Consider the following 14,791-nt stretch of genomic DNA (forward strand, 5'->3'; position numbering starts at 1 on the left):
GATTAATATTCTCCATGAAAAAATGAATTTTTATTAATTCACATCATTTTTCTCATGAAGAGGATAAAATGTAAGCGAGTTATTCTCTGTTCGTATTGGAAAAAAACGATATGCTCTTATTAATTTCTGCAGCATTTTTTCTGATTTTTCTGGCAAGTGTTCTTTTTCTTTCACTACGTTTTGACGATGAGATAAAAAAAGAATGGAAAGTTCAAACCGTGGATGGTTACAGAAGCCATAAGCGTATGATTGAGTTTAACAAGCTTTATATGCATTATAAAAAAAGAAATATTCTTAAGGCTTTAAGTATCTTGTTTGTTCTCCTTATGACATGGAATATTTATGGGCTGACAGGCAATCCAGAAGTGAAAAGTTATTTTTTTAGCGAATTAATGGATAAAAATCCTCAAACTCTTAGTAAGCAAGAAAAGCTTATTCGTTTACAAGTGCTTTTTTTCCGTGCACCTCATGATGGCAAGCTAGCAGATGCGTTAGCGGTAGGGTATCTCGAAGAAAGCCTTTTTCAAGAAGCAGTGAATACTTATTTAGATGCACTTCGTTTGAATGGAGAAACAGCTCCAAGGCTTGTAGGATACGGTTTAGCATTGGTTGGTTATGAAGGGGGAGTGATAACGCAAGAAGCGCAAAATGCTTTTCAAAAAGCAGCAGATTTAGCGCCAACAGATTTTTATCCACGTTTATTGTTGGCAGATGCATTGCATCAAGCAGGAAAAACTGCGCAGGCAGTGCAATTTTTACAAAGCTTTCTTGATACAATGCCTGAAAATTTTTCAGGACAATCACGTGTTAAAAAAATGATGATTCAGTTACGTGATTTATCGAGTGATCATACAAAGAAAAGAAATCTTGCACCTATGTAGAAGATGTGCAAAGCTCTTAAAAAATAAAATATTGATACTTAGTTATAACGTATTTAAAATTTTTTCGCAGAGTGTCTATGAACAGTCAATCTTTAAAGAATTCTACCTCATGGAAGGTTATTTTAGAGCAGCGAAAAAAAAAGCGCTTACTGATCATATTATTATGTTGTTTGGTTATAACAATTGCAGCAAGTCTCATAGTGTATGCAATGCGTCATGCGGTCAGTTTTTTTAGAATGCCCTCTGAAATTACAAGAGAAGATATTTTAACGGAGCGCCCTTTGCGTTTGGGTGGCTTTGTTGAAAAGGGAACTGTTCAATATGTTGGAGAGAGAGGCGTTGTTTTTTTTGTAACGGATAACAAAAAACATGAAAAAGTAGTTTTCAATGGTGCCTTACCGGATCTTTTTCGTGAAGGTCAGGGGGTGATCGTAGAAGGGCATTTCGATAAACAGGGATTTTTTATAGGGATGCGTATTTTAGCAAAACATGATGAAACTTATATGCCTAAAGAAACAGCTGATCGTTTGAAAAAACATTACATTATGGAGAAATAATTCGATTGTGCTTGTCGAACTGGGTCATATTTTTTTAGCTGCAGCATTTTCAGTAAGCTTATTAGGGGCATTTTTACCTGCTTTAGGTTTTTGGTGGAGAGAGCGTTTGTTAATGCAAACAGTTGTTCCTCTAACATATATTACTTTTACATTACTGCTTTTATCTTTTTTAGTGATAATTTATGCTTATGTTGTATCTGATTTTTCTGTTTTGAACGTTGTTGAGAATTCTCATTCAGAAAAACCGATGCTCTATAAAATTACAGGTGTTTGGGGCAACCACGAAGGCTCTATGTTGTTGTGGGTTTTAAGTCTTGCTTTTTTTAGTGCATTGATGGCTTTTTTTAGCCAACATTTGCCAGAAGATTTTAAGACGCTTGTTTTAATTTGCCAAAGTTGGATTACAACTGCTTTTCTTTTATTTATTCTTTTTGTATCCAATCCATTTTTACGCGTAAATCCACCAGCATTGCAGGGAAATGGTCTCAATCCTCTTTTACAAGATATCGCATTAGCAATTCATCCACCGCTACTTTATTTAGGTTATGTCGGTTTTTCACTTTGTTTTTCTTTTGCCGTTGCGGCATTGATTATGGGACATGTTGATAGAATTTGGGCGCGTGGGATTCGTCCGTGGCTTTTACTTGCTTGGTGTTTTTTGACATTGGGTATTATGGTTGGCTCTTATTGGGCTTATTATGAGCTAGGATGGGGAGGCTATTGGTTTTGGGATCCTGTTGAAAATGTTTCGTTTATGCCTTGGCTTTCAGGAACGGCTCTTTTACATTCTGCTCTTGTTCTCGAAAAACGAGAAATATTGAAAAGTTGGACTCTGTTTTTAGCGCTGCTTACTTTTTCCCTTTCTCTGATGGGAACTTTTCTTGTGCGTTCTGGGCTTTTAGTTTCTGTTCATAGTTTTGCTGTTGATCCAGCACGCGGGCAAGCAATTCTTGCTCTTTTATTTTTTTTTACGGGAGCTGCTTTTCTTCTTTTTGCTTTGCGTATCCCTATTTTAAAAACAGAAAGATTTTTTCAACCAATTTCACGTGAAGGGTTTATTGTTTTAAATAACTTGTTACTGACAACAATAACAGCAACAGTATTGATTGGTACGCTTTATCCTTATTTTATTGAGATATTAACAGGGCAAAAAATTTCTGTAGGGGCTGCTTTTTTTAACCTTACCTGTGGACCGCTAATGGTTTTGCTGTTGTTGTTTGTTCCATTTGGGACAATGATGGCATGGAAACGCGGTGATTTTCTTGCAGTTTTTGAACGGTTGTGGTTTGTTTTTGTATTGGTTGGTATCGTCTGTTTTATAATATTCTATGCGGCATCTGTGCGTGATATTTTTGCAGTTTTAGGGATTGGGCTTTCAGCGTTTGTTTTTTTAGGCAGTTTAGCGGATCTATGGGGAAAGAGTGGATATGGCAAGAGAGCTTTTTCAGTACGCGTTAAGAGATTTCTTGGATTGCCATGGTCTACTTTTGGTGCAGCAATAGCACATATGGGATTAGGCATTACATTATTTGGTATTGTTTGCGTGGTAAGTTTTGGGCAAGAACGTATTTTAATCATGAACGTAGGGGATAGGGTGACGATAGCGGATAAAACGCTTCATTTTGATGCAGTGCATGATGGTGTTGGTTCGAATTATTCGACAATGGAATTTTATTTTAAAATATATGAAAATAAAAACATTGTGGGTCATGTAACAGCCTCAAAGCGATTTTATTCAAGCCAAAATACATCAACAACAGAAGTTGGTCTTAAAAATTATGGCTTATCGCAGCTATATATTGTACCGGGACATATCGATAATCGGGGTCTCGTTGTGCACGTATGGTGGAAGCCTTATGTAATATGTATTTGGTTAGGGGCATTCATGATGGCTATGGGGGGATGTTTTTCTCTTTTGGGGTATTGGTTTCGCATTGGCATGTACAATAGGATAGTGCTTGCTTTAAATTTTTGGAAAAGACATTGAGATGAAAAAAATTCTTTGGATTGTATTTTTTTTAATTGCAACGTTTCCTTTTCGATTAGCAATAGCAGTAGAGCCGGATGAGATTTTAAAGGATAAGATTCTTGAAGCGCGAGCACGCCATATTTCATCGCATTTACGTTGTCCGGTTTGTCAAAATCAATCAATTGATGATTCAGATGCTGCTTTAGCAGGTGATTTACGGCTTTTAATTCGGGAAAGGCTAAAAATGGGCTATAGTAATCAGCAAGTCACTGACTTTCTTGTTGAGCGATATGGTGAATTTATTCTCTTGAAACCACCATTGAATAAAATAACTTGGTTTTTATGGTTCTCGCCTTTGATCATTATTATCATTGGCGTAAGTATTATATTTTTCCACTTCAAACGGAATAATCATGCGTTATGTGAATGAAAAAGAACAGTCAAAAATGTCATTGCATTAAAAAAAATGTTACATAAAAGAAAAAAATCAGATCATCTGCAATAAGCAGACAATCTTATTGTAATTATATTAGGGAATACTGAAACCTTACAAAACTTTAATAATTTAGACAGAAAACGGTAAGGTCTGGTATTTTATAAGTGATCGGAATTGAAATATAGGTATGATTGAATAGGAGCATAGAATAAATGGTTAAAAAGGCTTTCTTTAAAACATTTGTCGCAGTGAGTTTTTCTGCGATATTGGAAAGTGCACTGTTTTTTAGTGGATGTACATCAAGCTTGTGGATGACAAAGGCTCATGCAAGTTCTGTATTTACTTCGTTAATGCAACAACAGGGATTTGCCGATATTGTTGCTCAAGTGAAACCAGCCGTTGTGGCAGTACAAGTAAAGAGCAATAAAAAGAAAGAAGATAGGTTCTTTAGCAACTTTTTTAGTGGTCCAGGACTTGATCAATTACCAGATCAGCATCCTTTAAAAAGATTTTTTAAAGAGTTTTATGATTTTGATAAACCTAAAAATAAATTTCCGCACCAATCGCAGAGACTCCGTCCTGTTGCTTTTGGATCGGGTTTTTTTATTTCGTCTGATGGTTACATTGTGACCAATGATCATGTGATTTCTGACGGAACAAGTTATACTGTTGTTCTTGATGATGGTACAGAATTGAACGCAAAGCTCATTGGGAAAGACCCAAAAACCGACCTTGCCGTATTAAAAGTGAATGATAAAAGAAAATTTTCTTATGTTGATTTTGGTGATGATTCAAAGCTTCGTGTTGGGGATTGGGTTGTTGCTATTGGGAATCCATTTGGTCTTGGTGGAACTGTGACAGCAGGTATTGTTTCTGCACGTGGACGTGATATTGGCACTGGTGTATACGATGATTTTATTCAGATTGATGCTGCTGTTAATAGAGGAAACTCTGGTGGTCCAACGTTTGATCTTAATGGAAAGGTTGTTGGGGTTAATACAGCAATTTTTTCTCCTTCTGGAGGAAATGTTGGGATTGCTTTTGCTATTCCAGCAGCGACTGTAAAACAGGTTGTACAACAACTTATTGAAAAAGGTTCAGTTCAACGTGGTTGGTTAGGTGTTCAGATTCAGCCGGTAACAAAGGAGATTTCCGATTCAATAGGATTGAAAGAAGCCAAAGGTGCTTTGGTTACTGATCCGTTAAAAGGACCGGCAGAAAAGGCTGGTATTAAAGCGGGTGATGTAATTATTTCAGTGAATAATGAAAAAGTTGCTGATGCGCGTGAGTTGGCGAAACGTATTGCAAATATTAAACCAGGAGAAATGGTAACCATAGGGATTTGGAGATCAGGTAAGGAGGAGAGTATAAAGGTTAAACTCGCTTCAATGTCTGAAGATGAAAGTAAGAAAGAGACTTCAAAATATTCAAATGGACAGAGTGATTTAGATGAAACATTGGAAGATTATGGTTTGATTGTTATGCCTTCTGATGATGGTGTAGGGGTTGTCGTAACGGATGTCGATACCGATTCAGATGCTGCAGATAAAGGGATACGCCCTGGTGATATCATTGTGACAGTAAATAATAAACCGGTTAAACGAGTCTCTGATATTATTAACACAATCAAAAATGCTCAGCAGTTAGGACGAAAGGCTATACTCTTACAAGTGCGAACAAATGATCAAAATCGTTTTGTTGCTCTTCCAATTTTCAAAAAATAAGGCTTTAGTTGTAGGACAAATGTTTATTAAATATTTGTCCTACAACATAATAAAATAATGGAGATACGTTTTATGAAGATACTCGTTATTGAAGATGATCATGAGACGGGGCATTATCTCGAAAAAGCATTTTTGGAAGTAGGGCATTCTGTTGATGTTGCTTATGATGGGGATACGGGATATGCTTTAGCAACCACGGAAAATTATGACGTTATGGTTGTTGACCGAATGCTTTTGCATCGTGATGGTCTTTCTATTATTGCTGAATTGCGCGCTAAAGGCAATGAAACACCGGTTCTTATTCTGTCTGCTTTAGGGCAAGTTAATGATCGTGTAACGGGGCTGCGTGCAGGGGGAGATGATTATTTGACAAAGCCTTATGCTTTTTCTGAACTTCTTGCGCGTGTTGAAGTTTTACAACGGCGGAAAAATCCTAAAGAAGCAGAAACTGTTTACTGTGTAGGTAATCTTGAGCTTGATCGGTTAGCACATACGGTAAAACGAGGTGATAGAAACATTCTATTGCAACCACGAGAGTTTCGTTTACTTGAATATTTGATGCGTTATGCGGGGCAGGTTGTTACACGCACTATGCTTTTGGAAAACGTTTGGAATTACCATTTTGATCCACAAACGAATGTCATTGATGTCCATATCTCTCGTTTGAGAGCCAAAATTGAAAAAGATTTTGATGTTCCCCTTCTCCATACAGTGCGTGGAGCTGGATATATGCTGAAAGTACCAGATAACAAAGCATGAATCGTTTGATTAATATAATGCGCACGACGGCGCTAAGGCTTTCAGCACTTTACATTTTATTGTTTGGATTGGTGGCAACAGGACTTTCTATTTATATGACGGCATTTTCTGCTTCATTGTTAACAGAGCAAACTGAACAGGCTTTACATGAAGAATTAAAGTATATTGAAAATGCTTATAATTATGGGGGATTATCCTTATTAATGCGCACTATTGATTATCGTTCAAGACAACCAGGAGCATTTCTTTATCTTGTTACAGATTCTATGGGGCGTATTTTAGCAGGAAATGTAGCACGTATTGAATTAGGTCTTTTGAATCAGAGTGGTTTTATTTCTACCTCTTTTTTGTATTCCCGTTTTGGAGAACATGGCAAAACAAGTGAACATCGCGCTTTGGCGGTTATTGTTGATTTGCCTAATGCTATGAAGATTCTTATAGGACGTGATTTGGATGAGCCAGAACGTTTTGCTGTTGTTATTCGCAAAGCTGTGATCATTGCACTTGCTGCAATGGTTGGAGGCGCTTTACTCATATGGTTTTTTGTTGGCAGGAGAGCTTTACAAAGGATTGATCATGTAACGGCTGCATCACAGCGCTTGATGGATGGTGATTTCAGTGGGCGTTTACCTGTTTCTGGAGTAGGGGATGAGTTTGATCGATTGTCAACCAATCTTAATGTTATGTTAGACCGCATTGAAGAGTTAAATATTGGTTTACGTCAAGTATCAGATAATATTGCTCATGATCTGAAAACGCCGTTAACGCGTCTTAGAAATCGCGCTGAAGAGGCACTTTCAGGAAATAAGACAAAGCTTGAATATCGTCAGGTCCTTGATAGGGTTATTGCAGAGTCAGATCAACTTATTTGTACGTTCAATGCGATTTTAATGATTTCACGTATTGAGGCCAGCAGTGCAATTGAACATCTTGAAATGATGAATATGAAATTGATCATTGAGGATGCTGTTGAGCTTTACGAACCTTTTGCTGAGGAGTCAGGTGTTTTACTTCAGTTGGGAGATATATTTGATAAAGAGCTAAAATTGAATCGTGAGCTTGTTGCACAATCAATTTTTAATCTTATAGATAATGCAATTAAATATGCGCCTAAAGGTGGAAGGCAAGCGAAGGTTTGCTTATCAATGGAATATCGTGATGAACATTTATTAGTTGTTGTGAGCGATAATGGACCAGGAATAGCAGAGGATAAACGTGAAAAAGTGACAGAACGATTTGTTCGTCTTGAAGAAAGCCGCACACAACCTGGGTTTGGGATTGGTTTAAGTATAGCAAAAGCGGTTATGAAGCTTCATGGGGGTGAATTGTTACTTGAAAATGCAAATCCAGGGCTTAGGGCTATTTTGTTATTTCCTTAAAGATATTTTTCTTCACTTTTCTCTTTTCATACGTAACAACTATTTTAAAAGTATAAAGCAATAGAAAGGAAAGAAAAATGCTTTTCAAGGGAGCGCAGACGAAACAAGCTTTTTTTAAAACACAGCTTCTCCCTTTATGTCCTCTCGATAAAAGTGGTTCCCAATGGTTAAAAGACATGGAAGAACAAGCAAGGAAAGAAGGTTTAGAATCGCTTGTTTCCATCATTTCAGAGAGTGGAACGCAGATTGATTTTATCAGTTCGGTTATGACCTTATCTCCTTTTTTGCGTGAGGTTTTAATTGCCAACCCATCATATCTTAGTGCTTTATTAAATGTTGATATAGAAACAAGGCTGAGCGAAATTATAGATGATATTACAGCTATTGATAAGGATGAAGCTATAAATGAAACTTCATTGATGGCTGCTTTAAGGCGCAAAAAACGAGAAGCGCATGTTCTTATTGCTTTAGCTGATTTGGGTGGTGTTTTTACTTACGAAGTTTCATGTGCTTGGTTGACACGTTTGGGCGAAGCAGCATTAAGTGTAGCACTACGTTTTCTATTAAGAGAAGCGCATGATCATGGTAAGATCAATTTATTAAGCCGTGAGAATCCAGAAAAAGACTGTGGTTTAATTATTTTAGGGATGGGAAAGTTAGGAGCAGGGGAACTTAATTATTCTTCTGATATTGATCTTATTGTTTTCATTGATGAAACATCACCTCATATTGGTAATCTTTCTGAAAGTGTTGACATATTTTCTAAAATGGTACGCCGATTAATCCGTATCATTCAAGAACGCACTGCGGAAGGATATGTTTTTCGTCTTGATTTTCGTCTTCGTCCAGATCCAGGATCAACCCCTTTGGCCTTACCAGTAAGGACTGCATTGCGTTATTACGAAGGGCGTGGGCAAAATTGGGAACGAGCAGCCATGATTAAAGCACGTCCAGTTGCTGGTGATAAGAGGGCAGGTTTTAACTTTCTCAAAGAGCTTTTTCCCTATGTGTGGCGGAAATATTTAGATTACGCTGCTATTGCTGATATTCATTCGATCAAACGTCAAATTCATGCGCATAAAAATTATGGTCAAATTGCAGCTTATGGGCATAATATAAAGTTAGGTCGTGGTGGTATTCGTGAGATTGAGTTTTTTGTTCAGACACAGCAGCTCATTGCTGGTGGACGTTTTCCTCAATTACGTGGACGTCAGACAGTTGCAATGTTAGCAGAACTTCACACGCTTGGTTGGATCAGTGAGAAAACGAGAAATAGCCTTATAAAAAGTTATGCTATTCTTCGAAATGTAGAACATCGTATTCAAATGCTTTTCGATGAACAAACACATCTTCTTCCAAATGATACTGCTCAATTCACGAGTGTTGCCTATTTAATGGGTTATCAAGACAGTAACAGTTTTATCCGTGATTTATTAAAAACACTTCAGGTTGTTGAAAAACATTATGCTGCACTTTTTGAGAATGAGCAAGAACTTGGTTTAGAAATTGGTAATTTAGTTTTTACAGGTGAAGAAGATGATCCAGAGACATTAATAACGTTAAGCCGTTTAGGTTTCGAAAGAGCAAGTGATATTTGTCGTATTATGCGCACGCTCCATTTTGGTCGTTATAAAGCAACGCAATCAGCCGAAGCACGCGAGAGATTAACGGAATTAACACCAGCTCTTTTGAAAGCTTTTGGTGGGACAAAACGAGCTGATGAGGCGATGTTGCGTTTTGATGGTTTTTTACAGGGCTTACCTTCAGGAATTCAGCTTTTTAGTCTTTTGCAGTCTAATCCTTCTCTTTTGGATATGCTTGTCCTTATTATGGGGGCTGCTCCACGTCTTGCAGAAATTATTGCACGCAGGTCCCATGTTTTTGATGGAATGTTAGATCCGAATATTCTTTCAGAATTACCGACCAAAACGTACTTAGAAAAACGGCTTGAATATTTTCTTGAAAATGTTCTTTCTTATGAGAAAATTCTTGACCATTTAAGGATTTTTGCAGATGAACAACGTTTTTTGATTGGTATTCGAATTTTAAACGGTACAATTACAGGAGAAAGAGCGGGTTTTGCTTTTACTGCGCTTGCTGATCTTATGATTACAAAAACATTTGCTACCGTTCAAGAGGAATTTTCTCGTCTTCATGGTCGTATTAAAGGGGGGCGTGTTGGCATATTGGGTATGGGGAAGCTTGGAAGTCGCGAATTAACAGCAGATTCCGATGTTGACCTTGTTTTGCTTTATGAACACGATAATGATGCAGAAATATCTGATGGAGAAAAGCCTCTTTATATCTCTCAATATTATACGCGTTTAGCACAGCGCCTCGTTTCTGCTTTATCCACTCTTACAAGCCAAGGTATTCTTTATGTCGTTGATTTAAGGTTACGGCCATTAGGCAATAAAGGACCTATTGCTGTTTCTTTTCCATTTTTTAAAAAGTATTACCGCCAAGAAGCATGGATATGGGAATATCTTGCTTTAACAAGGGCTCGAGGCATTGCAGGAGACCCTGATTTTTTACAAAAGCTAGAAAATGAAGTGTGTGCAATTATTGCTATTTCTCGTGATAAGAAGGAAGTTGCAAAAGAAGTATGTGAAATGCGTGCCTTGATTGCAAAAGAAAAGCCGCCAAAAAATCAATGGGATTTAAAAACGATGTCTGGTGGCATTATGGATTTGGAGTTTATTGCTCAATTTTCTCTTATTACGCATGTCATTGAGTTTCAAATTGGAGCGACGACAGCGGATATTTTAGATCACTTACCAAACAGTTTTCTTAATCAGTCATGTATTGCTGATTTACATTATGCCTATCGTCTTTATACAAATTTGAGTCAAATTATACGGCTTTGCTTAAATGATTCTCTTGATCCCAATGATATGCCACCTGGATTAAGTGACCTTTTGTTGAATAGTGTTGGGGAACCTGATTTGCTTCGTGTTGAAAAATTAATTGCAGAAACTGGGCAATTGGTCTGTTCAGTTTTTTCAAAAATCATGAAACATTAAAATAATTCTATAAGAATAAATAAAAATTATTAATTCCATTTTTATATATTAATTTTTTGTCTTTCATTTCATAGACGCTTGAGATGGTTAGAGTGAAGTTCTCTACTGGTTTTTCAAGTGTGATGAAAAAATTCTCCATTCTAGGTATCATTCTTTATACAAAAAACGATGAGTGATTAATTTAGTGAATCATATTTTTTATGAGCGTTATCTCATTTTTTCAAAAAATTGACATTATAATTATTTATATTATTGAATATAATGATGATCAATATGAAGCTATAAAAGCTGCTATAGATTAATAGTTTCTGGAAATTATAAATAATATTTAAGCTTTATTTAAAACTAATTTTAATTTTTTAACTGTGTCATTTTTGCTATAGATTTTTTCAAAAAATTGTGAAACGATTTACCGTTATTTATGTATCACATTAGCTTTTAGGGGAGCAATTATGATTACAAAGTATTTAGCCTCAACATCTCTATTTTCTTTAATTTCAATTTCTGTAGTACAGGCGTCGGATATCGTTATTCCTGAACAACCTGTTCCTGTTATTCCAGCGCCTGCTTTGTCTTGGACAGGATTTTATCTTGGAGGACAGATTGGTAACTTTTCAGGTAAAACAACTGCAAGTTATTTAAAACATGAGACAGGGATATGGAATCCAATTGGAAAGGAGAATTTACCTAAACTTTCTGGTTTTATCGGGGGAGTTTATGCGGGTTCCAATATTGATATCGATAATAGTTTTATTATAGGTGTTGATACAGATATTATGTGGTCTGGTAAAAAGGATTCTAAAGATGTCAATCTACCGAAAAAAAGTCCAACTGAAGAAACACCAAAACCTATAGAAGAAACAAGTCTAACAAGAGATTTGCAGGAGAATGATTCAACAAGGCGTATTAAAGCTGTACGTCATACTTTAAAACAAAAATGGGCTGGTGCTACACGGGTGAGAGTTGGTTTTGCGATTGAGCGTATGATGCCTTATATTTCCGGAGGGATTGCTTATACGCAGCTTCAGAATATTTTTGCGGCAGTAGCTGATAGCAAAAATGGAGAAGTTGATTTTTCTGATTGGTTGCATGATGAAAAAAAGACCATGATTGGTTATACCCTTGGAGGTGGTATTGATTTTGCAATGACTGATAATGTCATTGTGCGTGCAGAATATCGTTATTCAGATTTTGGCAAAAAGAAGTTCATACAGGATAAATTTGAAATGGGCTACAAAACAAATGATTTCCGCGTGGGTGTAGCTTATAAATTTTAATTTTTTGCAGAATAAAACACTTCAAAAGTCTCATTTTCGAATGAGGCTTTTATTTTTCAGGTATGTTCTAGTAAATATCCTTTACTCAAAAGGGCTACTATTTTATTCGAACAATACTTTGATTTATAAATATAAATTACTTTTTGTCATGTTGAGTGAGAGACCCGAGTGTCATAAGATTTTCTCATTTTAAACCTATACTATATTGAACCAATCAAAACCATGTCTTTTGCACGTCAAAAAGAGGGGGAGTCGTGAGATAAAAAACATTAAAGAAAGAATAAAAATGCTTCTTATGAACTATCTTAAGTGCTAAAGGCTGTTGCTACATTAGGGGGTGGCAAAGTATGAGATTTGATACTAGCTTGCTTTTCCATAAACGTGAAGATGGTGTTGCTAAATGGACTTATCATTACATCATTCATAGGTGCCGTCGGGAAATGGGTTTTGGTGCTTTAAAAGATGCTTTTTAAAACCAACATGTGAATTGGCAAGCTAATGGCATTTTATTTTATTTGAAAGATCTCTCATACAATCAACTTTTCTGTTTTGCGGTATCGTAAAATATTTTATTTAATAACAAAAAGATCGCAAAAAAATTCTAAAGCACGTAAAATTACATCCGCAATGTAACTCAATAATAAAATAATTATAAAGAGTATTATAAAGTGATTTATAGGAAAAAATAGAGAGAAAATTAGGAATTTATTGAGACATAAAAAACATTATTACCTATGTCTGTTATCGAAATATAATCTACTATTTTTTATAACTTTTTTAATGTACGATAATAAATGTCGAGTGAAATAGTAATGGATCATTTCAAATCTATTTACGATAAATCAATCAACATCATTTGTTTATGAATCACAAGTAGGTTGGGTTATTGAAATTATATACTTTAGTTATTATTTGGCTTTTTTAGGCATTGATTTTCAGGTATAGACGCTGAATGAGCTTCTCTATTATTCTATAAAATATCATCATTGTAATAATATAAGGATTTTACGCATTAGATGCTTTTGGAGGAGTGTATGATGAAATTCAAAGCAGGGTTTATGTGTAGAGCTTTGTGAAGTAAATCACATGCGCAATTAGCAGCTGGAACCCGTGAGACAAGAATCCGGATTATTTATAAATCAGATGTGGTAGAATTTTCGTTCTTTAGGGCGGGAAGGAAGAAAACCGATAAGTTTGTAAAAAGCTAGTCACATAAGTGGGGCAGCAGATGGAACTGTCTGAGAAAAATTGATCTATTGACAGAGAAGGTGAAACTTTGTCTTTTAAGGAGAAAAAGGGAAATAAGAATTATGATTTTCAAAGGAATATGAAATAAAAATATTTTCGTTTTTTGTTGTTTTGGCAACTATGAAGGTGTTTAAAGATTAATTGTTTCAGTACATGCAATCTCGTTTTGAAGATTGATAATGCTATAACGTTGTAATTGGCAATGCCATTGATTTTGTAAGCGTTCAATGGAAAATAAATTAAAGCCTGCGGGTGGTTTTTTATCACCAAAAGCTTGTGATGCGGAAGGAACACCAACAATAGGAATTTTTTTAATTGGTCCTTCAATGTAATTCAATGTGGGTAAATGAGTATGTCCGTGAAGAATAAGCTCACAACCGTGATATTTGATAACGTCTAGAAAACGTTTTATATCCCGTAGTTTTTTATGCCAAGACGTTGCCTTTGGAAAGGGGGGGTGGTGAATCATGACGACACGAAAAAGGTTGCGCTGTGCTGCTTCCTTTAAAAAGAGCGGTAAAGTTTGCGCTTGCATTTTACCAAAATAGCCAGAAGCTTGAAAAGGCAATGTCGCAATGGCTGAAGAAGCTGCTATGATGGCAACATCTTTGCGAATGCGCATATAAGGAAAGACGCTTTTTTGAGGGATGTCACCTGTAATCCAAGGTTTAAAAAGAGTGCATGCTTTTTGTAAAGCGCCGCGGACATAGGCATCGTGATTTCCAAATGTTAAAGAAATATCTTGAGGTTTTCCTAGGTTAAGTAGCCAACGATGAGCTTGTACAAATTCTTTATCGAGAGCAAGATTTACAAGATCACCAGAGATCACAAGGTGATCAGGTTTTTTTTTGTTCAAGGCATCTATTACAGTTTCTAGGACATCTGTTGCCATCTGACTCTTACGTTTTTTTTGCCAGTTCAGATAACCGGTAAGACGCTTCCCAGAAAGTTCAAAAAGGGAAGGTTGCGGGAGAGGGGAAAGATGTACATCCGATATATGGGCAAGATAAAACATAAAAGCTCGTAGAGGATTAAAAACGATTTAAAGAATAAACATAAGATAAGTTAGTGCTTAAAGGCAAGAAAGATTGTAAAATGAAAATTAGCTTGCAAAAAAGAACGTCTCAAGCGGAATGTTCCAAATAGAATATCCCTAATAAAATATCATTGTGTTGTAGATTCACATATTTGTAAAAAAACATTTCTCAATGCGTTTGAGCTAACTTCACGACGGTACTCGATATTATAATGGAAAGCTTCTGTGAACTATATAGGGCTTACTGTACACTACCATCTCTACACTTATACAAGGTGCAAATAAAAAACATCATACTATTTTCCCCCAATTTTATGAAAATCCTTGCTTTGCTTTAAGAGGATTCATAAGAGGTATTTCACTCTTTTCTTCAATGGTTTCTATCCATACAGCATCTCTTCTAATAATACGCAAGAGAATGTTTTTTATTGTTTTAATATGAGGATATTAGAAATAAGGAGAATTCCACTGTATTTTGAGTTATAAATCAATACGTTATCTA

11 protein-coding genes are annotated in these 14,791 nt (G+C 36.0%); 10 read left to right on the forward strand and 1 reads right to left on the reverse strand.

What is annotated here, in order from left to right; translation table 11 throughout:
• Window positions 1-110: 110 nt before the first annotated feature.
• The 10 genes from ACFIK2_RS02400 to ACFIK2_RS02445 all read left to right on the forward strand — a co-directional run bounded on the left by ACFIK2_RS02400 (window position 111) and on the right by ACFIK2_RS02445 (window position 12,478).
• Window positions 111-881: a tetratricopeptide repeat protein gene (locus ACFIK2_RS02400; protein ID WP_375634253.1), complete on the forward strand. Its 771-nt coding sequence runs from the start codon at window positions 111-113 to the stop codon at window positions 879-881.
• Between the two features lie 77 nt (window positions 882-958).
• Complete coding sequence (ccmE, locus tag ACFIK2_RS02405) at window positions 959-1,438, forward strand: cytochrome c maturation protein CcmE (RefSeq protein ID WP_375634251.1); 480 nt, start codon at window positions 959-961, stop codon at window positions 1,436-1,438.
• A 7-nt stretch (window positions 1,439-1,445) separates the two neighbouring features.
• Complete coding sequence (locus ACFIK2_RS02410; protein ID WP_375634249.1) at window positions 1,446-3,425, forward strand: heme lyase CcmF/NrfE family subunit; 1,980 nt, start codon at window positions 1,446-1,448, stop codon at window positions 3,423-3,425.
• Window position 3,426: 1 nt separating this feature from the next.
• Complete coding sequence (locus ACFIK2_RS02415) at window positions 3,427-3,837, forward strand: cytochrome c-type biogenesis protein CcmH (RefSeq protein ID WP_375634247.1); 411 nt, start codon at window positions 3,427-3,429, stop codon at window positions 3,835-3,837.
• A gap of 218 nt (window positions 3,838-4,055) precedes the next feature.
• A complete protein-coding gene (locus tag ACFIK2_RS02420; protein WP_375611163.1) occupies window positions 4,056-5,567 on the forward strand; it encodes a Do family serine endopeptidase in 1,512 nt (503 codons plus the stop codon).
• A 72-nt stretch (window positions 5,568-5,639) separates the two neighbouring features.
• Window positions 5,640-6,326, forward strand: coding sequence for a response regulator transcription factor (locus tag ACFIK2_RS02425; RefSeq protein ID WP_273791552.1), 687 nt, complete (start codon window positions 5,640-5,642; stop codon window positions 6,324-6,326).
• Window positions 6,323-7,705, forward strand: coding sequence for an ATP-binding protein (locus ACFIK2_RS02430; protein WP_375634245.1), 1,383 nt, complete (start codon window positions 6,323-6,325; stop codon window positions 7,703-7,705). Before ACFIK2_RS02425 ends, ACFIK2_RS02430 begins: the two co-directional genes overlap by 4 nt.
• A gap of 77 nt (window positions 7,706-7,782) precedes the next feature.
• Entirely contained in the window at window positions 7,783-10,728 is a 2,946-nt protein-coding gene (locus ACFIK2_RS02435; protein WP_375634243.1) for a bifunctional [glutamine synthetase] adenylyltransferase/[glutamine synthetase]-adenylyl-L-tyrosine phosphorylase, read from the forward strand.
• Between the two features lie 452 nt (window positions 10,729-11,180).
• Complete coding sequence (locus ACFIK2_RS02440; RefSeq protein ID WP_375634241.1) at window positions 11,181-12,005, forward strand: outer membrane protein; 825 nt, start codon at window positions 11,181-11,183, stop codon at window positions 12,003-12,005.
• Window positions 12,006-12,352: 347 nt separating this feature from the next.
• The gene (locus ACFIK2_RS02445) at window positions 12,353-12,478 is read left to right on the forward strand and encodes a hypothetical protein (RefSeq protein WP_375617587.1); all 126 of its coding nucleotides are present in this window, start codon (window positions 12,353-12,355) and stop codon (window positions 12,476-12,478) included.
• Between the two features lie 905 nt (window positions 12,479-13,383).
• On the opposite strand, the gene ACFIK2_RS02450 is transcribed toward ACFIK2_RS02445, so the two are convergent.
• On the reverse strand, window positions 13,384-14,268 hold the full coding sequence (locus ACFIK2_RS02450; protein WP_375634238.1) for a metallophosphoesterase family protein: 885 nt from the start codon (window positions 14,266-14,268) through the stop codon (window positions 13,384-13,386).
• Window positions 14,269-14,791 lie beyond the last annotated feature (523 nt).

This window comes from Bartonella sp. AP88XZML (genome assembly GCF_042195565.1).
Classification (GTDB): Bacteria; Pseudomonadota; Alphaproteobacteria; order Rhizobiales; family Rhizobiaceae; genus Bartonella.

Bases quoted from the DNA above. Each gene is read 5' to 3' on its own strand.
- ACFIK2_RS02400 (WP_375634253.1), top strand. From the start codon at position 111: ATGCTCTTATTAATTTCTGCAGCATTTTTTCTGATTTTTCTGGCAAGT.
- ccmE (WP_375634251.1), top strand. From the start codon at position 959: ATGAACAGTCAATCTTTAAAGAATTCTACCTCATGGAAGGTTATTTTA.
- ACFIK2_RS02415 (WP_375634247.1), top strand. From the start codon at position 3,427: ATGAAAAAAATTCTTTGGATTGTATTTTTTTTAATTGCAACGTTTCCT.
- ACFIK2_RS02420 (WP_375611163.1), top strand. From the start codon at position 4,056: ATGGTTAAAAAGGCTTTCTTTAAAACATTTGTCGCAGTGAGTTTTTCT.
- ACFIK2_RS02425 (WP_273791552.1), top strand. From the start codon at position 5,640: ATGAAGATACTCGTTATTGAAGATGATCATGAGACGGGGCATTATCTC.
- ACFIK2_RS02430 (WP_375634245.1), top strand. From the start codon at position 6,323: ATGAATCGTTTGATTAATATAATGCGCACGACGGCGCTAAGGCTTTCA.
- ACFIK2_RS02435 (WP_375634243.1), top strand. From the start codon at position 7,783: ATGCTTTTCAAGGGAGCGCAGACGAAACAAGCTTTTTTTAAAACACAG.
- ACFIK2_RS02440 (WP_375634241.1), top strand. From the start codon at position 11,181: ATGATTACAAAGTATTTAGCCTCAACATCTCTATTTTCTTTAATTTCA.
- ACFIK2_RS02445 (WP_375617587.1), top strand. From the start codon at position 12,353: ATGAGATTTGATACTAGCTTGCTTTTCCATAAACGTGAAGATGGTGTT.
- ACFIK2_RS02450 (WP_375634238.1), bottom strand. From the start codon at position 14,268: ATGTTTTATCTTGCCCATATATCGGATGTACATCTTTCCCCTCTCCCG.